The following is a 19,830-nucleotide window of genomic DNA, read 5'->3' on the forward strand; positions in this document are numbered from 1 at the left end:
CCCCTGATCAGGAGCGACCATAGATAGCAAAGCTGCGTTTACCTTGCTCACGGGCCTGAACGAGTGCGCGCTGGCGCACCTCCTCAGCCACTTCACTCAGCTCGCGAATGTCGGCAAACGGGCCATCATCCTGAGTCAGTACCCCGATGGAGAGCGACATTAACGGTGCCTGGCGGGTTTCGCCAGTGTCGTCAACAAACTCGATATAACCCTGTTTGCGATGCCGATAGTTGTAGTGCAGACCGATCTCTTCGTCAAAGCGAGCAATGATACGTTCGCAGATAGCATGGCTTCGTTCGGGCAGCGTCGTGATAATGAACGATTGACCAACCGATTGTTGGCCGACAAATTCTTCGTTACCCCCTAGCTCACTCACCACCTCGTTCAACATCAAGGCGACGAAGCGCAGCACATCTTCGCCAACCACTGCACCGTACACATTCGTAAACGTTTCAAACCCATTGATATGAACATTGATCAGTGCCCAGCGCGGTGCTACCAGGAGCTGGCGAAGCTGGTCATTAAGTAATTCAGCCGTTGGTAGATTGGTTACCGGATGCAACTGATTGCGACGACGCGCCTCTTCGAGCTGGTTCTTGACAATCGTGTGAACCTCTTCGATATCGAAGGGTTTAACGATGTAATATTGGGCCTGCACTTCACCCAATCCGATCAGCCGATCACGTCGTTCACCACGCGCTGTCAGGAAGATGATTGGAATATGGCGGGTGCGCGGACTGGCGCGAAGAGCACGTCCAACGTCATACCCCTCCATATCTGGGAGATTGACATCGAGCAGGGCCAGATTTGGTGGCGTTTTGCTACAAATCTCAAGTGCCTGCTGACCACGTAGGGCGGTGTAGACTTCATACCCCTGAGCAGTGAAATAGATCTTCAGCAGGCTGGAGATGTCTGGCTGGTCCTCAACGACGAGGATTCGTTCTTTGCTCACAGCGATTTCTCCTCGCGAAACGGCGGTTATAACCGCTGGCTCGCACTGATGTGGTCGGGCAGACGGCCATTTCCGGTAGACTGATTGGAACGAAGCGAACTCATCCGTACTGGCGAATCACCCTCTGATGGTGAATTGACATCTGGTCGAGCCGGATCATAATAGACGTTTGGCCAGTGGTAAATAATCCGTCGCGGTTCTCCGGTTGCTTCATCGATGTCGTTCAGGTCATGACCGGCTACGGTCTTCCGGATCAGATTTTGTTCGTTGTCAAAGATTATAACAGCATTTGATTCTATCATGCGACCAGGATAGATGACAAATCCACTCCCTAACTTCACGTTGTGCCCAACCGCCGAACCGAGTACTGGCATATTCACTTCAACTGGGACACCTTCGTGGATGACTTTAATCGGTTCACCTTGCAGATTGAAGTCGGTGAACACGTTGTTGGCACCGATGAAGGTATTGCGCCCGACAACACAGAGTTGCAAAGTGCTGTTCTGGGCAACCATGCTGTTTTCCATCAGTGTCGTCATGAACAGGCCGGCATTGAATGGCAGGAAGCAGCGATCACTGACCACGCTGAGCATGATCTGTGATCCTTGCATAATGTTCACGTTGTTACCAATATAACTGTTTGCTATTACCACACCCGGCCCAATGTAGACATCGTCACCGATAACAGTTGGACCGTGGATGATGGCAGTTGGATCAATCGAACAGCGTTTTCCTACCTTCACCAGCGCACGTGAAGCCAGGAAGTGATTGCGCCACTGCTCTTCCAGCGGATTGATCTTCTCCCACAAGGCTTTCAGCGCAAAGGCGATTTTGCCCGGGAAGAGCCGCCAGTCTTCCGCTGTCCAGCGCATGATATTATGCAGACGCGCTTTGCTCATCCTGACATCGAGTGCTGCAGCCCACGAGAAGACGCCCATCAGAACATTCGCCATCAAGACATGCAGCCAGCTTTCGATGGAGACGAAAGCCCGAATTGGGATCTGGTAAGTCAAATCGCCCTTGTGGGCCATATAACTTGGAATGCGGTAGTAGCCCATCTCGTGACTAAGTGTATCGATCACGAGTGGTTGTGCCTGTGAGAGGTCATTACTCCCCGCAGGGAGATAGTAGAGATCGGCAACATAATAGTCGCCTTCCCGGCGAATATGGCGGGAAAGCTGGGTAGCATGACGCTCGATACTTGGATCACCCTTTTGCCCGGTTGCCGGATTGGTCGCCTTGAAGGCAATCTGGGCCGGTATGCCACGTGTACGGGCTTCCTGAATGAAGGTGCTGATCAGTTCCGCATTAAAAAAGAGGTTGTCGCGGTAGATCAAACGCTCATCGTGGGCCGGTATGTCAGCGACTTCGACCAAATGGTCAATTTCAATTGCTTTTTTACCATACACCTTCAACAGATCGCGCTGCAGGAGCCAGAGTGGCTTGTTGAGAATCCGCAATTCACGGGCAGGCTCAGCGAAGGGAGGGATAAGGGTTGGATCACGCAGAATAATCCGCTCCATCGAACGAGTCCTTTCTGCCGTTGCCGGCGCGGATGGGTTCATCGTCTGTTTGTACTATAGGTTGTAGCTCCTGTAGACACAAGGTTTAGAGATTACATTCGGATTAATGCATCTGCCTGATTAGAAAGCCAGTTTCTGCCGCAAATATGCACCTGTTGGCGAACCCGGAATACCGGCAATGATGTCTGGCGGACCAGCACCTATCAGATAACCACCGCGATCACCCCCTTCTGGACCTAATTCTATTACCCAATCAGCAGCCGCGATCAGATCGAGTTGATGTTCAATAATCAGCACTGTATTGCCGGCATCAACCAGATGTTGCAGGATAAACAGGAGACGATCAATATCAGCAAGGTGCAAACCGGTTGTTGGTTCATCAAGAATGTAGAGTGTGTGCCCATTGCTTCGTCGACTAAGTTCAGCAGCAAGTTTAATTCGTTGGGCTTCACCACCACTCAGGGTAGGAGCCGGTTGCCCTAGCTTGAGATAATCGAGACCGACGTCATGCAATGTCTGAAGCCGTTCAGCGATGGTTGGCACACGGGCAAAGAAGTCTAGTGCTTCCGCAATAGTTAAGTCGAGTACCTCGGCAATATTGAGTCCACGATAACGTATATCCAGTGTTTCTCGATTATACCGCGTTCCGTGGCAAACGTCACAGGGCACGAACAGATCCGGGAGAAATTGCATTTCAACCTGAATTAACCCTTCACCAGCACAATGTTCGCAACGACCACCTTTGACGTTGAAACTGAAGCGAGCTGCATCGTAGCCACGGACTTTGGCTTCATTGGTAGCTGCGAACAGTTGGCGAATGGCATCAAAGATCCGGCTGTATGTCGCTGGATTCGACCGGGGGGTACGCCCAATAGGGCTTTGGTCGACTACAACAACCCGTTCCAGATGCTCAATCCCAAGCAACACATCATGCTCACCGGCCCGCATTTTGCCGCCATGCAGCAGTTGGCTCAGACGCGGGGCCAGGGTGTCACCGATCAGGCTACTCTTGCCACTACCGCTAACACCACTGACCGCTACAAAGCAGCCAAGTGGAATGCCGACATCGATATTTTTGAGATTGTTGGCCCGACAGCCACGCAGCTCCAGCCATCGGCCATTGGGCTGGCGACGCTGTGCAGGTAGACAAATGCGCCGCTGTCCACTCAGGTATTGTCCGGTCAATGAGTGTGGGTTTTGCAACAAGTCGGCCAGACTGCCATTAACCACAACTTCGCCACCACGTGGGCCGGCTCCTGGCCCGATGTCAACAATCCAATCGGCAGCGCGGATTGTTGCTTCGTCGTGTTCGACCACAACAACGCTATTGCCAAGATCACGCAAATGAAATAATGTAGCCAGCAAACGGTCATGATCACGTGGATGCAAACCGCTACTCGGTTCATCGAGAACGTAGAGCACGCCTGAGAGACCGGCTCCTAACTGCGTGGCCAGGCGTACACGCTGCATCTCACCCCCACTGAGGGTCATGGTTGTCCGATCCAGCGTCAGGTAGGCCAGTCCCACTTCTTGTAAAAAGCGGAGTCGTTGCGTAATCTCATGCACAATTGGACGGGCAATCGTCTGCTCGCGTGGGGATAGTTGCACCTGTTCCACAAGTCGGGATGCCCATGCAAACGCTTCTCCGATTGTCATTTGGTGTACATCGGCGATTGAGTGATCAGCGATCAGAATGGCTCGCACTTCAGCCCGCAGGCGGGTGCCGATACAGGCCGGGCAGGTGCGCGGTGTGGTGTACTGTTCCAATACCGATGGATCGCCATCCGTGCGTTGCCCGGTTAGTCGCCGCCGAAGATTGGGAATGACCCCTTCAAACTCAGCTTCCAAACTGCGAGACTGTCCATTCACGTGATAATGCAGCGTGATTGGCTCTCCCCGGGTACCGTACAACAGGGCACTCAGACATTCGGGAGATAGCGAACTGACCGGTGCTGTTGGATCAATGCCAAAATGGTTGGCGAATGAGCGCAACAAATCGCGATAATAATGCTGGCTATTTGCATCACCTTCCCGCCACGGTGCAATTGCTTCGAGAAGAGGCAGATTGCGGTCGGGTATGACCAGTGCCGGATCGAATTCTGGCACAACCCCAAGACCAGTACACGTAGGACAGGAACCATGGGGATTATTGAACGAAAAATCGCACGGCTCGAGTTGACCAAGGTCGAGTGGACCATGTTGCGGACAGGTATAGCGCTCGCTGAGCAGATACTCCTCGCCGTCGATGACTTGTACAATGAGCTGACCACCGCTCAGCTTCAGTGCAGTTTCGACTGAGTCAGCGACACGAACCCGATCCAGAGCAGGAGTACCATCGGTGGTCTGGCGAACGATGAGACGATCAACAATTGCCTCAATGGTATGTGGCCGGTATTTCTCGAGGCGAACCGGTTCATCGAGATCGTAGACAGTCCCGTCAATACGAGCGCGTACAAAACCACGACGACGAATCTCGCTTAATATGCTTTCACTCTCGCCGGTAAGTGGTGCCAGTAACAGTACGCGCCTTCCAGCCGGCAGATTGACTATCAGGTCAACCATTTGTTGTGGTGTGTAGCGACGCAAAGGGGAACGGCACCGGGGACAGTGCGGTTGACCGATACGGGCAAACAGAAGGCGCAAAAAGTCGTAGATTTCGGTGACGGTGCCAACAGTCGAGCGTGGATTGCGAGCACTTCCCTTTTGATCAATGGCAATTGCCGGCGATAGACCCTCAATCAGATCGACATCGGGCTTTTCGAGCTGGCCGAGTAACTGACGTGCATAGACGGATAGACTTTCGACGTACCGACGCTGCCCTTCAGCAAAGATGGTATCGAATGCCAGTGAGCTTTTTCCCGAACCAGAAACCCCGGTAATCACGACAAGCTTACCGCGAGGAATGTCGAGATCGATCTGCTTTAAATTATGAGTGCGCGCACCACGAATACGAATCCAGTCCATTGTGAAGTCATTTCAATGGTAGGGAATGTGGAAATCCAGCAGCGGATGCTCTCTGAGCGGCTATCCGCACAAGCCTTGCCAGGGTCGATGCAATGGGTAAGCCATTTTGTTGCCGTTACCTGTTCTGATACGATGTTCCGAATGCACGCTCAGAACATCTCTCGTTTCAGGATACGTGAAGAACCGCCATTGCAATCCCGTATCTGTTCAGGCACCGGCAGATATGCGAGTTATCTGCCTGTATATATTACCATAGACCGGTTCGTCAGATCAAAAAAGCCTGAGACCCATGTGATGCCAGGCATCATCATGGGTCTCCGTAACGCAATGCCAAAACGGGTGGAGCCAATGGCCGGACTCGAACCGGCGACCGGCTGTTTACGAAACAGCTGCTCTACCGACTGAGCTACATTGGCGATGTAGCTCTTCGATTCTAGTCGAAGAGCTGAGGTTTGTCAAGATCGCAGCAGATTGAGCTGCGAGAAGATGTTGGCGTACCAGTTGCATGGATAACAAGAAGGTGAACAACAGGAGAATGAAGGCATCTCATCCGGGCAGTGAGTACGCGACGGAAGCGCTTCTTTCGGCGCGTTGAGATACCTCTACCACATGGGTTGAAGTGCGGAAGTTGTACTTCCACACTGGTTGCGCATCAGTACGGGTACGTAGAACATACCGGCCCATACACCATACATCACATCACATCCAGCTTTTCGATAACTGTCGTATGACAGCCAAAAGCTATCCCTCACAATCGTCCTGCGACATGACCAATTGTTAAATCCTCAACCGTCGCGTATGGTGGAAGTGCAACAAGGGCGGCAATAACCGCAGCAACATCGCCCGGTTGTAGCATATTGGTACGCGACCAGTCACCGGGTATGGCATCCCAAATCGCGGTATCGGTAGCAGCGGGTAGGATCGAACAGACACGAATACCGCGTGGGCGCAGCTCTTCACGAATGGCAGCCATAAAGCCAAGCGCACCGTGTTTGGCGGCTACATATGCCGACCAGCCTGGGAATGCCTGGCGAGCGGCAACTGAGGCAATATTGATGAATAGGCTACCGCGATTCATGCGGGCTGTAGCCTCTTTCGCAACCAGGAAGAGACTGGTGAGCTGAGTCCGCAAGTGTTCTTCCCAGGCGAGAAGTTCAATGTCGGCCAGCGGTGCTACCAGTGCCCCACCTACACTATGAATCACAACATCAAGTGTCCCTTCTCCAGCAGCCTGAGCAACGGTTTGCGCAACCTGGGCTGGATCGGTGACATCGCACGGTACGACAAGGCACTGCGCACCAGCCGCAGTAGCCTGTCGGGCAACCGCTTCGAGGGCAGTACGATCACGCGCCGCCAGGGTTAAACGAGTGTCAGGCCCGGCCAATGCAAGTGCTGTAGCTGCACCGATACCGCGTGAAGCACCGGTAATCAAGATAGTACGCATATCTTCTTGTCCTGTTGCAGTAGACGACAGCCACGCTTATCAACAACACTGCCGGGTTCCCGAACATGGCGCTGGCAGATAAGCGCAAATAGCTGTCGTGCGCAGGTGCGTGCGAAAGTCTCATTCCTGACGGTTATGCACCCGGTTAATGTGAGCCATAAACTCGGCTCTCGTCTTGGGGTCTTCGCGGAACACACCCCGCATTGCCGAGGTTACCATACGGGCATTAGGCTTCTTGACACCGCGCATGACGCCACACATATGAATGCCTTCGGCCACGACTGCGACACCGGCAGGTTCAAGGGTGGTATTGATAAAGTCTGCGATCTGCACCGTCATCCGTTCCTGCACTTGCAAGCGCCGGGCAAACATCTCGACGATGCGGGGTATCTTGCTGAGACCGACAACTTTACCATTGGGGATATAGGCCACGTGAACCTGACCAAAAAATGGCAGCATGTGGTGTTCACAGAGACTGTAGTAGTCAATGTTGGTGACCAATACCATCTCATCGTAGGCCACGCTGAAGACGGCACCGTTGATCAACGCCTGCGGATCAATGTGGTAACCTGCCGTCAGTTCAGCATACATCTTGGCCACTCGTGACGGTGTCTTCTGCAAGCCTTCGCGATCCGGAACCTCACCAATAGCAGCCAGAATTGTCCGCACCGCCTCCTCAATCCGAGGATCGGCGTTAAATGACATACCTTCAAGTTTCCCTCGGCCAGGGATGATCAAACTCTCGTAATGCTCCTCATCAAGCTCAGGAGTTGGGTGATGATAGCCGTTACCATTACTAGACATAGATGTGTTCTCCATTACAGACACGAACAACGCGACGTGCGCGTTCGGCGACGAAACCCAGGATTACGTGCCATCAGGCGGGAATGACCGACGGACCAGTATAGCTGAATATGTTCTTGCGGGTCTCCCACAAGCGCAAGAGCGCCAGGCGACCATCAAGGAGCGGCGCAAGTTCATTCCAGAGGTAGACAATGATATTCTCGGCAGTCGATGGGCGGTCGGCAAAAGCCGGAATCTCGCGATCCAGGTGGCGCAGATGCAATTGGTCGATGACCGAGTGAACCGTGTGGTCAAGCCACTCCAGATCGACCAGCATACCAGTTGCCGGATCAATCGGCCCCTGTACAGTAACCTCTAGCGTATAGTTGTGACCGTGACCATTAGGATTATTGCATTTGCCATAAATAGCCAGATTCTCCTCATCACTCAAGGTTGGTGCATGCAGACGATGGGCTGCGGCAAAGGTGTACAGGCGAGCAAACTGGGTTTCACCAACACCATCGTATTCGGCCCACAGATCGGGCTGTTCATAGAGGCGAAGATGCTTCAGGTGCGCATGGGCAGGCAGGCGGGCTGCAATTAAACGCCAGAGTACGCGCACCAGATTCTCGGTCGTGGGCACCTGATCGCGAAAGTAAGGTGTATCGTAATTGAGGTGCTTGTGATCAAACTCTTCGAGCACCTCATTCACGATAGCCTTCAGTTCGGTCATATTCATCACCATCCCGGTGCGCTCATCAAGCTCGCCGGTAATGCTGACATCGAGTGTATAGTTATGCCCATGACCGTATGGGCTAGTATATGGCCCGAAAACTCGCTCATTTTCCTCCGTACTCCAATCATCGCGCCAGTAGCGATGAGCTGCCGAAAATTCAAAGCGACGGGTTGCAACGACCATAGAATAATCCTTTCTGTTAACCATCGCTGTGTCAATCATCACAATATAAAAACTCTTCCCTTATGAACGGTACCACGGCTCTGAAAAAAGTCAAGGTCTCTGTTCCCGGAATGCACACCATCTGCACGGTTATGTGATGCGCAGGCATACCTGCTCATACTCCAGACAGCATGCAAAAACACCCTTGTGCAGAGGCTACTGTGCACGTTGCAGCCTGATCACACCGTCTCACCGGGCGAGATAGGCAAGGTATTGCCTGCACAGGGATCACATTCCTGGCTGTGTACAGATTGACAGTCAGGAGCAGCATGCACTCCATTGCGCTGCGTTATGGAATAATAGCTGCTGATATGCTGTCATTGGTTAGCGCAATATGCTATAATGCGCCACACCCGGATCAAGGGCGGCGTTCGTATGCCGTGATTGAGGTTGTCTTTTCAAGGAGCGACAATGAAGCTCACATGCATGCAGGAAGATTTAAAGCGTGGTCTGGCCGCAGTTGGCCATGCTGTCGCCGGTAAGAGCACTCTGCCAGTGTTGGCGAATGTACTCCTTGCCACCGATGAAGGTCGGCTGAAGTTGACGGCTACCAATCTGGAGGTAGGTATTAATCGCTGGATCAGCGCTACGATTACTCGCGACGGTGCAGTAGCCGTACCGGCCAAATTATTGACCGATGTGGTTGGCGGCCTGCCAAATGATAAGGTTACCCTAAGCCTCGATCAGAAGACCCAGACCTTACGTGTTGAGTGCGGGCGTTTCGTGAGCAATATTAAAGGGGTGGATGCTGACGAATTTCCTTCGCTACCAACTGTCAGTGCGCAAACGCCGCTGGTATCACTACCGGCTGAGGTATGGCAAGAGGCGATTGACCAGGTGGCATTTGCCGCTGCCACCGACGAGTCGCGTCCAATCCTGACCGGGGTGCTAGTACGCACGTGCGATCAGCAAGTCACGCTGGTTGCGGCGGATGGTTTTCGCCTGGCGATGCGAACGATCCAGTTGCCTGCCCCAGTTGCGCATGCGGTTGATTGTCTGATTCCAGCACGTACACTGAGCGAATTAGCCCGGATTATTGGTGATACGGACGCAGAAGTGGCGATGGTCTATACGCCAGGGGGCAGCCACGTGCTCTTCCACACCGAAAATATTGAAGTCGTATCACGTTTAATAGAAGGAAGATTTCCTGATTTCGAGCGGATTATTCCGCAGCAGTACCTGACACGCATGGTACTTGATAGCAGTGAACTGGCGAAGGCGGTCAAGCTGGCGTCATTCTTCGCCGGTAGTAGCCAGAATGTGGTGAAGCTGAAGATTGAACCGGCAAGTGAATTAGCACCGGGACGGGTTGTGATCAGTGCAAATGCCGCTGAGTTGGGTGATAATACCAGTGACCTTGATGGCAGTGTGACCGGTGAAGGCGGCGTTATTGCGCTCAATGTCAGATTCCTGGCCGATGCGATTGCAGCAGTACACTCCAATCAGATCGCCTTTGAAATGCAGAGTGCGCAAAGTCCGGCAGTGTTTAAGCCGGTCGGTCAAGACGGGTACATTCACATTGTGATGCCAATGAGTATGCGATAGATGGTATCGGTGACAAAGCCGACATCAACAGATCGGTAGAGGAGTTACCCGTGAGTGTGACAACGCTGATAATTGTGCATACTGTCTCTCTCTTTCGCGATGGTTTGCGCCTTGCGCTATCATCAACGCCTGGATTTTCAGTGGTTGGCGAAGCCAGCAATGGTCAACAGGCTATCCAGTTAGTGGATCAGGTTGATCCCGATCTGGTGCTAATGGACACTGATTTGCCCGGTGTAAACGGGTTAGAGGTAGCGCGGGTTATCAAGCGAAGTCATCCTCACATTGCCATCGTACTGTTTGGGCCGGTACAGAGTGGCGTGTTTGTGGTAAAGGCCATTCGTGCCGGCGTAGCGGCATGTGTGCCACCAAATGTTGAGTTTGCCGATTTGCTTGGCACGCTGCGTCAGGTGCGACGTGGTGAATACCCGATCAACGATCTGGTGTTGGCTTCACCCGAAGTGGCTGCTACAGTTCTGGAAGCATTTCGGCAGATGGTGGGTGATGATGAGATACAGACCATCTTTTCACCTCTATCAGCGCGAGAGCTGGAAGTGCTGGAACTGGTAGCAGCCGGGCATACCAATCGTGAGATCGCTGCCCGGCTTGACATCAGTAACCAGACTGTCAAGAATCACATCTCGTCGATTTTGCGCAAGCTGGCTGTAAATGATCGCACCCAGGCTGTTGTTTACGCAATGCGTCGGGGTTGGATCAAGGTGATGTTACCGAATGGGTAGTGTACGACTCATTTGGTTGTTGATCAGCGCTGCATCCGGTCGCTGATCGGGTGGAGCATGAGGAGACGTTTGTGGGGCGTTTCCGTGTTGTGCATCCTTACCTGCTGGTTATCCTGTTCGCTATATTCATGGTGGGATGCGATCTGATCCCTGTTGGTGAGGGAGAGCAAATCGCAAATATCGAGACAATTATTGCCGGTACGCCTTCGGCGACACCAACGGCTACCGCTACTGCTACGGCAACTGCCACACCCACTGCGACGCCGACATTCGGCCCAACACCCACGGCTACCGCTACTGCTACGCCAACGGTTACCCCATTGCCACCAACACCAACACCGAATCCGGCATTAACCGGCTTTGGCTACTGCACCCAAACCGTTGGTTTGACCACCGGTCGCTTCTCGGCAGCGTTGCAAGAGGTACGAACGAGCGGGAATCCGGCTTTTGAGCAGCTTGACCTCATCTTTGATCTGAGCCAGGGTTCGGCCCCACTGAGCGCGACAGTCAGTTGTCTGACCGTAGCTGATGCCCGCATCGTGCCGGCTGCTACAATGCTCAACGCTCCGTATGCTCTGCGGATTGAACTGGCGGGCTGGTTGCGTGATGACCGCTTTGCGGCGTCGCCAGTTTCACAAACGGTGGCATTTACAAATACCCGCACGATCACCCAGGCATTGCTGGTGGTCGATCCCCAGGCTGACGTGGGGGCAACCATTCTGGTGCCGCTCGCTGAACCGGTGCCGTTTCGGGTGACGCTGGCGCAGAACCGGTTGTCAGTGGCCGTTGCGCGCTCAGCTACGTTTGGCGTAGCCAGTGACACGTTGCGGGTGCCATCTGGTCGTGCGCCAGACTCGCTCGAACCGATCTACTTTTTATTCGATGGCGATGTCTGGCAACTCGATCCGGCACTCTCTACCGTCGGCGATGGCATGACCCGTCGGCTGGCCGGAGCGGTGAATATTACCGATTCGGCTGAAACAGAAACTCATCTGGCCGTCAGTCCGCGTGGTGATTATCTGGCATTCTGCCGCGCCGAACCGGGACTTGATCCGGCTGATGCAATGCTGGCCGTTCCTTCGACACTCTGGCTATTGCCACGCGCTGGAGGCGAGGCGCAACCGTTGGCTCAGGTAGGGGTAAGTTGCGCCGATCCGGTCTTCAGCCCGGATGGTTCCACGATTGCGTTTGCCGTTGATGAAACCGGTGCAGTGCCGACCCAGTGGACAATTTACGCCGTATCGGTGACTGGTGGTGAACCGGAGCGACTAGAGGCTGCACTCGACGAATGGAGCCGGTTCATGCCTCAGTGGCTCAGCGGGGGCCGGTTGATGTACCGCGCTGAAGCTCCCGATGGCCGCAGTGCGCTCTTCTTGCGTCTGCCGACCGGGGAAGTTCTTGATGTAGGTGCTGAACTGTTGACTGATGAGCGCCTGGTAGTGCGGTACCGTGGCTTTGGGGCATTGATCGCCAGCCCCAATGGGGAATACGTTGCGGTTGAAGCATTACGCGCTGATGATCCAGGCGCCGATCTGTTGATCCTCGACAGCGCAGGGCAACTGGTTGAGCGGATCGGTACGCAGCGGGTGACCTTACCGGCGCCTACAGCCACCCCGACTGCTATACCAACAGCTACAGCAACTGCCACACCAACCGCGACACCGACCGGCACTGTCACACCCCAGCCGCCAACCGCGACGCCGACCGCGACTGCAATCCCAACTGCAACGCCAGAACCAATCCCGCCACAACCGCTGCGCGAAGGACCCTTCTGGACACGACCGTTAGGATGGGATCAGGAAGGACGGTTGCTGTACCTGACAACGCTATGTGCCAGCGATCTGGTGCAAGACTATCAACTCTACCGCTGGCGTGGTCTCCAGCGCAGTGAATTGCTGGCAACTGGTCAGAGTCTGGGTGGAATCGGCGCGACTGTGGTACGGAATGGGCAGCTCTTCTACGCTGCGGTGAACGGCGCCGATGCCGGTCCGCGTGGTCCACAGATCCAAAGTCAGCGTTATCCAACAACATTGTGGGTATGGGATGTAGATAACGGTGGCCGGGCTGCCCTGCTCGATCTGGTGCGTGGTGTCCGTGACGTGAAGTGATGATGGGAGAAACCGGGTGTTACAACACTAGAACCTACTTCATAAAGCTGTGTTATCTTATTCCCAGACTGTCGCACAGGTGCATGAACGCTGACCAATCACCAACGCGACAGCCCACCTGGCTCCTGGCCTGTTGGCAGAGCGCAGCTCCGGTTGTGCCATCACGTGCTGGACGGGTTGCCTTTCCCGCTCGTCAAGCGCTTGTCTTGAAGTTTGGAGTGCGGCAGCCATGCTGCCGCAGCAGCCGTGCTCACGATCCGGCGTGTGGTATACCGTTGACCCTACTCGTCACGGGGATGCTGGATGTGCTCGTTACGAGCATAGAGTCGACCAGGAGTGAATTAAGATACCTTTTCGTAGACATTTTTGAAATGGGTTCTAAACTCGCGTCGGAGCTGAGCTGGCGGTGAGGTAGTTTTTTCTCTTCACCGGATATGCGGTGCATCATGAGGATTCGCACCCTTCGCAACAATCCGCGGGTATCACCTGCCTGATACGGATGGACTGATTCCGTAGGGGCGAGTTCTGAACCCGTCCCTACGGACGATGCATGTACCTGTTTACATTGCCATATAAGAGACGCGATGAACGAGGGAGGAGCGGCAGAAACTTACCCCCTACGGACAGTGCATGTACCTGTTCACGTTCTCATACAAGAGACACGGCAACGCGGGAGGAGCATAAGGGGACGCCTTGCATCGCGTGCTATGCGTGATATTTTTCAGATTTGATATGAATGGCCAGTTTCACGCCACACTACGATAAGTTCCCGTGGGTCTCACCCGGAAAGAAGAGATTATCGCTTTTATTCCACGTCAGTTTGGAGCAGCCGACCCTGTTGTTTGGCAGCTCTTAAACCACCCATTCCTTCCGGCTTTCGCTCCAACTGCCACCAGATAACGACCAAATCGCGAACAAAGAGCACGAGGCGCGCCAGAAAGTAGATCATCCGGTACAAGGTGTGGCGTCGCACTTCATCGTAGTCGATCAGGATCAGGCGTGGCGGACTCTCGCCGGTAAGCATCAGATTCTGCGACTGTAAAATAGTTCGTTTGACCAGAAAGCTCCAGATTCGTTCTGGCAGATACCGCAACTGTTTACGTCGCTGACGTTCAGCAGGACTGGAACTCACTCTACCGTAGAGGTCGGGGAGGTGACCGGTGCGAAGCAAACAACCGATAGCCCGGAAAATAATGCGGCGCAGATCGTGCCCGATCCGATGACGATGATCGGCTGGAATGCGTCGCCAATCGACGGCTGCCAGCACATGGGCATGTTGAAGATAGGGTTGGATAGCCAGGATATGAACAAATCCAGCTTGATCGCGGCTGAGGACAAAATAGGTAGGAATGGTATGATCGCTACCGAGACAGCCTGCAAAGCGTTGGGCCGCACTCTTCATCTGGCGAGCTTCGTGCAACATGGCACCTACATCACGACTACTTACATCGCCTTTGAGTTTGACGACAAAGCGGTAATCATCACTACGGTAGACCTCGGTTTCATTACCACCAGCGACTCGTTCGAGCACATGATCAACATCAATCGGTGCAAAAACTTCATTCTGATAGGATTTCATGGAAACTCCACGTAGAATAGAGCCTGAATGGTAGCAGTCGTGCTGAAGCGCATCGTAGCATGCACGCTACGATACAAGAGACGAACGATGCCGGGATAACGTTGCACTACCGATAAATCTGAACAAGGAAAACCTGGTACGGTGCCGGCATACCTTCGTTGAGTTGAATCCGGGCTTCAGTCACCTGTTGACGTGGATCGTTGCTGATAATACGCACACGAGCCTGTTGGGTTGTGTGCAAAGGGCCGATCCAACGGGCTGTGAGCTGAACATTTGTCTGCGATCCGGCAGAAACGGAGGCACTGCCCGCATTGCTAATGCTCAGCCATGCCTGCGGATCGACTTGTGGGCGCAGCTCGATCACCAGGCCATCGAAAAGCGTCAGTAGCGGTTGTGATTGATCAATACTCTCAATGTCGCAGGCGATGGTCTGTGCTCCGTTGGCGAACTGGAGACCAGCTGCACCCATATCATCCTTCGTCAGATTGGCGACATTCCGATAGTGGAAGCGGATAGTACCATCTGGTTGCAACAGTGCCTGGACGCTCAAGGTACGGGTTGTGCCGAAAAGCGGCACGTTGTCCCAGGTAATCAATGCACCACTGCTGATGCGGGCAACACTAATCTGTCCCCCCTGAGCACTGTTGAAATCCACATGGAGCGGAACGATAGCCGGTGCCGTGGTTGCTATCAGTGGCATGCAACTCGGGGTAAAGTAGTCAGACGGATACTTAAACGGGGCAAAGGCAATGATGCCATTAGCACTGATGTAGATATTGCGATAATATGTGCCGGCAAACGGAAAATCAAAACCGAGATCGATGGCCGAACTGTTGTCATCATCAAAGAGGTTCAGGATTTGGGCATCAAGAGGCGGATCGATCCACCCACCGGTAGGGCCACCCGATTCATCACTCCGCCAGACACTGTAAGGTTCGCTATCGATGCGTAAGGTGTAGCTGAGAGGTATATTGCCATCGTTACGCAGCGATAACGTCATCGGTGTGGTCTGGTTGAAATCCACCGTGGCCGTGATCAGGTCCTGAACAACGGTAAGTTTTGGCCGCAGCGGATCGAGGGCAAAATTTAGCGTCACGGTGCTGCCTGGATCCGGTGTAATGGATTGCTGTTGTGATGCGAAATTACTGGCTATGGCCGTCAATTGCTGTGCAACGCCGCCGGGGACAATCAGACTATAACCACCGGTCGCATTGGTAGAAAGAGTCACACCGTTCGTCGTGGTAATGACTCCGCGCAATGGATAACCGGTTTCGCTGTCGATCACTGTGCCACTGATGGTGGCATGTGACGGGCGGGATGGTACCGTCATCGTGACCGGAACAACTAATGGTGGATCGGTTAAATTATCACCGTAGATCAGAATGCGCGCTGTATAGACACCAGGTCCGGCTACCCGACGAGCATCGAGGGTGATAGGAATGACGATATTACCATAACTGGCTAACGATGGTGCTGACCATTCCGGCAACACCAGCCAGGGCACGGTGATACGTGCCGCCGCGACAGCGTTGAAGATATCGAGTCGACCATAGCCGTAGATGTTGTTCGGCACCGTGTCTGGCCGACAGGCACTATGGTTAGCACCCATATACCTGCTATCACCGGTCAATGGCAAAGCTGTACCGGTGAGCAAGGCGTATGTTGCATCATAATCTCCAATCAGTTGCGGTTTCGCTGACCAGAGCAAAGCAACCGCACCGGCTACGTGTGGTGCAGCCATCGAGGTACCTGACAATGCCCCGTAGGTGTTTGCATCGGTAACTGTCGAAACGATCCCCTGCCCGGGTGCAACCAGATCGGGCTTGATGCGGCCATCGGTGGTTGGGCCGATACGGCTGAAATAGGTTAAAAGGTCATCCTGATCGGTAGCGCCAACGGCAACCACATTGCTGTAATCGCCGGGCGAGGCTACCGAACTACAAGTGGTGAAATTACTGGTGGTATTGCCGGCAGCAAAGACGACAAAGATACCGGCTGCCTGCCAGGCTGTAGTGTAACCACTGTACACCGGATTGCCCCCGCTATCGAATGACCAGGAATTATTCAGAATGTGCGGGCGCAGACTGGGGCGTGGGTTATTACCGGCAAGATCGGTAGGGGCCAGCATCCACTGGGCCGCAGCGATGATGTCGCTATCATTACAGTTTGTGCTACTACAGGCACGAGCGGCAATCCAGCGTGCTCCTGGTGCCACCCCCATGGCCGGTTCACCAGGCGGATTAGCGACCATCGTCCCCATAACGTGCGTCCCATGCATCCCCGAATCCACCGGCACCGGTTGGTTTCCGACCGGATCAAACCAATTGTAGTTGTGATCAAACGTGTTGCTGCCAAGGTTGCCACGATACTGATTCACCAGTGCCGGATGGGTGTACTGCACACCACTATCAATGTTCGCAACCGTAATCCCCCTGCCGGTCACACCGAACTCACGCCAGACTCGATCCGCCCCGATGCGAGCAATATTCCAGCAGACATTATTGGCGGTCGCCGAACACGAAACAGCGGTAGTTGTCGCAGGGGGTGCCATCTGCAATTGATGATCGGCCATTAACATGGCCACATCGGTATGGGCTGCCAGAGCATTGGCTAAGGCCGCGTCGCCTTCAACCAGTAAAGCATTAACGATCCAGAGTGATTTATAGCGTACACCAGCCGCATCGAGCATTGACCGCACCGCACGTTGACTCCGCTCAGCGTGAGCCGTGAGCGTGCGGTAGACATACTCACCACGCTCTTCCCAGTTACGAATGAGAAACGCCGGGCCAAGATCGGGCCGGTCAGCAAAAAAGACGAGAAAACGGGTTTTACCGTCATGCAACGCAGCCTGAAGATCAGGATCGACACGCTCACGCTGTTGCGGTAAGGGTACCGGAACGTGCGGTGGTGCCATCATCATGGCCGGTGCCACCGGCGGGGGATAGCCGGTATACAGATAAAGGGTTGTGGCATTACTGTCAGCGTTAGCAATCGTCAGATTGACGGTGGTCGTATCACCGAGTTCGACTGTCGCCGAGAGGCTGGTTGGGGCCGCACTCAGATGCGATGCACTGGCGTGAGTTGATGGTAGTGGCGTGAAGGTAAACCAACTAAGGACACCGATAATGATGGCGAAGATTGTCAAAGAAGTACGTTTCATACAGACAATGCCACAGCGTTGAGTAGATTTACGTCAGTATTTGCATCATAGCACAACAGGAGCGTTTGTACCTTTACAATTCGTTTATTCGTCTATGAAAATTTTGCCGATCACGTTCAAGCCGCAACGTGCATACCAGGACGAGAGAGACCTGCATTGACCCTCACACCTGATGACAGAGAAACGAAATACAGCGACATGTGTGTTGCCATTTCTGCTATGCGCCTGACTGGCAGTGAGCGGATGTCTCCTCTCGACCAGCGAGGTGATGTATCTATCATCTGCACCAGCACGACCTCATCCTGTCTTATAACTCCCTCCAATCCTCGTACCACTGGCCGCTCCACAGGTGATCAGGTTACTTGCACAACACGACTGCTCGTTATAACCATCACCAGCAGGGGCACTGCTTCACCATATGCATATGCTTGCGCATGAGTACGGCTGATGCGGAAGTCAAGCTTCCGCACTCTACACCCCGACACCACGAGCAATCAAGCCTGAAACCGGGATACGTGTGCCGGTGTGTGATTCCATAGTGTGCCTGGCAGAAACGCTGGTGTTGCGCCTCAGCACTCAGGTACGGTGACGACGTGATTGGTGGATAGCAGGCTATGCGCCAATCACGCCAGACTGAACGTACATTCAGTATGCGCGGTGAAACTCATCGTGAGCTTACAACGTACATGAGGCAGTGAAGCAGGTAGGTTGTACTCACATTCTGCGCAGAAAGGTCGTACACCTTTTTCACTCAGGTTTTCGACAGATATATTGCAGGTGATGTTGGAGAGGTGATATGCGCCTGCTCAAACCGATGACCGATGAGCAACTGGCACGTAACGACCGGGTAATGGGGATGGTGTTGGCCATTGGCGGCATTTTTCTGGCATGGGATTTCTTCCGCTCCGCCTAGCAGGGTATTCCTGCATTGGGCCTGGTTGGTTACCTGAGTGGCCCCATCTTTGCCCACAAGGTTTCCGAAATACTCTTACTCATCATGTGGATGCCGGTGGTCTGGGCAAGCAACTATGAAATGTCAGGAAAACACCCCAAACTCATGCCGCCAGAACGCTACCTGCGCTGGCTAAGAAGGTTGCTCTTTCTTGCCCCGGTGCAAATGATCCTGGCCACTTACGCCTGGACGATTGTCAACCTGGGTACAAGTCCATTGACAACCGATTACCAGCCGCTTGTCTTTCGTGAGGATGGCTGGGTCTGGCGTTACTACCTGGCGGCACTCATTATTGCAGGAGCAGCATTTGTACCTGTGGCGACAAGCAAGGTGATGAAGCTGGCGCGTCAATGAAGGTGCTGTTCAATAAGCTCAGTGCCAACGGATCGGGCAATGCCAATCTGGTAGCAAGCCCTGGCGATGTGACATAGGGTGTAGAACTTATTTCAAAAAACATCTACTGGAAGTCGTCTCATTCATTACTGACAGACTCTATGATCGTGACAAGCACCCACAGCATCCTCATGACCAATGACCAGCCGGGTCAACGGTGTGCCACGCGCTGGATCGTGAGCACGGCTGCTGCGGCAGCATGGCTGCCGCACTCCAAACTTCGAGACAAGCGCTTGACGAGCGGGCAAGACCTGATCCAACGCACGATGGAACTGACGATGGTCGGCAGCCTGGGAGCAGGATAGGCTGTCGTTGATGATTGGCAAGCGTTCATGCGCCTGTACGACAGACTAGGAGCACGACAGCGCAGCTTTTATGAAATAAGTTCGACTATACGAGATGAATGACAGCGATGTAGAACAATTAGACAGGATCGAGAAAGGTTACCAGCGAATAAAGATTCAGGTTTGGAAACCTGATGAAGAAACGCTCGAAGCGGTAACGTACCAGTCTACGCAACTAACCGATGATCCTGTTGCTTACGATTGGTATAAAGACGTTCTCATCACAGGTGCCCGCGAACATCATCTGCCCCAGGATTACATCGCCTATCTGGAACAGCTTCCGGCAAAGCCGGACAAAACCAAATCTAAGCCGGTGCGTTAACGCAAGTAGCTGCCTTATCGAGGCCGCTTTAACCGGGGAGAGTGCATACGTCGCTGAGACCTTGAT

Annotated in this window: 14 protein-coding genes and 1 tRNA gene; 6 read left to right on the forward strand and 9 right to left on the reverse strand. The window is 53.7% G+C overall.

Translation table 11 applies throughout. The features are described from left to right. Positions 1–7 precede the first annotated feature (7 nt). The 7 genes from VAE57_RS11365 to VAE57_RS11395 form a co-directional block, all read right to left on the reverse strand. Positions 8–952, reverse strand: coding sequence for a response regulator (locus VAE57_RS11365; protein WP_322821997.1), 945 nt, complete (start codon positions 950–952; stop codon positions 8–10). Between the two features lie 26 nt (positions 953–978). Beyond that, positions 979–2,475, reverse strand: coding sequence for a multidrug transporter (locus VAE57_RS11370; protein ID WP_322821998.1), 1,497 nt, complete (start codon positions 2,473–2,475; stop codon positions 979–981). Positions 2,476–2,595: 120 nt separating this feature from the next. Further along, the gene (gene uvrA, locus VAE57_RS11375) at positions 2,596–5,439 is read right to left on the reverse strand and encodes an excinuclease ABC subunit UvrA (RefSeq protein ID WP_322821999.1); all 2,844 of its coding nucleotides are present in this window, start codon (positions 5,437–5,439) and stop codon (positions 2,596–2,598) included. Positions 5,440–5,779: 340 nt separating this feature from the next. Continuing rightward, positions 5,780–5,855: transfer RNA gene (locus VAE57_RS11380), tRNA-Thr, on the reverse strand. A gap of 332 nt (positions 5,856–6,187) precedes the next feature. Then, positions 6,188–6,883 (reverse strand): SDR family NAD(P)-dependent oxidoreductase, encoded by a 696-nt coding sequence (locus tag VAE57_RS11385; protein WP_322822000.1) that lies wholly within the window; start codon positions 6,881–6,883, stop codon positions 6,188–6,190. 120 nt (positions 6,884–7,003) lie between these two features. After that, on the reverse strand, positions 7,004–7,687 hold the full coding sequence (folE, locus tag VAE57_RS11390) for a GTP cyclohydrolase I FolE (protein ID WP_322822001.1): 684 nt from the start codon (positions 7,685–7,687) through the stop codon (positions 7,004–7,006). 73 nt (positions 7,688–7,760) lie between these two features. Next, complete coding sequence (locus VAE57_RS11395) at positions 7,761–8,585, reverse strand: 6-carboxytetrahydropterin synthase (protein ID WP_322822002.1); 825 nt, start codon at positions 8,583–8,585, stop codon at positions 7,761–7,763. 450 nt (positions 8,586–9,035) lie between these two features. Between VAE57_RS11395 and dnaN the strand changes: the two genes are divergently transcribed. From dnaN to VAE57_RS11410, 3 genes are all read left to right on the forward strand, one after another. Continuing rightward, positions 9,036–10,169, forward strand: coding sequence for a DNA polymerase III subunit beta (gene dnaN, locus VAE57_RS11400; RefSeq protein ID WP_322822003.1), 1,134 nt, complete (start codon positions 9,036–9,038; stop codon positions 10,167–10,169). Between the two features lie 50 nt (positions 10,170–10,219). Next, complete coding sequence (locus tag VAE57_RS11405) at positions 10,220–10,906, forward strand: response regulator transcription factor (protein ID WP_322822004.1); 687 nt, start codon at positions 10,220–10,222, stop codon at positions 10,904–10,906. Positions 10,907–10,977: 71 nt separating this feature from the next. Then, complete coding sequence (locus VAE57_RS11410) at positions 10,978–13,014, forward strand: hypothetical protein (protein WP_322822005.1); 2,037 nt, start codon at positions 10,978–10,980, stop codon at positions 13,012–13,014. An 805-nt stretch (positions 13,015–13,819) separates the two neighbouring features. Here the strand turns inward: VAE57_RS11410 and VAE57_RS11415 are convergent. Together VAE57_RS11415 and VAE57_RS11420 are read right to left on the reverse strand one after the other, a co-directional pair. Then, positions 13,820–14,593 carry a hypothetical protein gene (locus tag VAE57_RS11415; RefSeq protein ID WP_322822006.1) on the reverse strand — a complete coding sequence of 258 codons (774 nt, stop codon included), beginning with the start codon at positions 14,591–14,593 and terminating at the stop codon, positions 13,820–13,822. A 106-nt stretch (positions 14,594–14,699) separates the two neighbouring features. Continuing rightward, positions 14,700–17,753: a S8 family serine peptidase gene (locus VAE57_RS11420; RefSeq protein WP_322822007.1), complete on the reverse strand. Its 3,054-nt coding sequence runs from the start codon at positions 17,751–17,753 to the stop codon at positions 14,700–14,702. A gap of 1,033 nt (positions 17,754–18,786) precedes the next feature. Between VAE57_RS11420 and VAE57_RS11425 the strand changes: the two genes are divergently transcribed. The 3 genes from VAE57_RS11425 to VAE57_RS11435 all read left to right on the forward strand — a co-directional run bounded on the left by VAE57_RS11425 (position 18,787) and on the right by VAE57_RS11435 (position 19,764). After that, positions 18,787–19,059 carry a hypothetical protein gene (locus VAE57_RS11425; RefSeq protein WP_322822008.1) on the forward strand — a complete coding sequence of 91 codons (273 nt, stop codon included), beginning with the start codon at positions 18,787–18,789 and terminating at the stop codon, positions 19,057–19,059. Positions 19,060–19,199: 140 nt separating this feature from the next. After that, positions 19,200–19,403, forward strand: a complete 204-nt coding sequence (locus VAE57_RS11430) for a hypothetical protein (RefSeq protein WP_322822009.1) — start codon at positions 19,200–19,202, stop codon at positions 19,401–19,403. 94 nt (positions 19,404–19,497) lie between these two features. Then, positions 19,498–19,764, forward strand: a complete 267-nt coding sequence (locus VAE57_RS11435; RefSeq protein WP_322822010.1) for a gamma-glutamylcyclotransferase — start codon at positions 19,498–19,500, stop codon at positions 19,762–19,764. The last annotated feature ends 66 nt before the right edge of the window (positions 19,765–19,830 follow it).

The sequence above is a fragment of the Chloroflexus sp. genome (genome assembly GCF_034434295.1).
In the GTDB taxonomy this organism is placed as follows: domain Bacteria; phylum Chloroflexota; class Chloroflexia; order Chloroflexales; family Chloroflexaceae; genus Chloroflexus.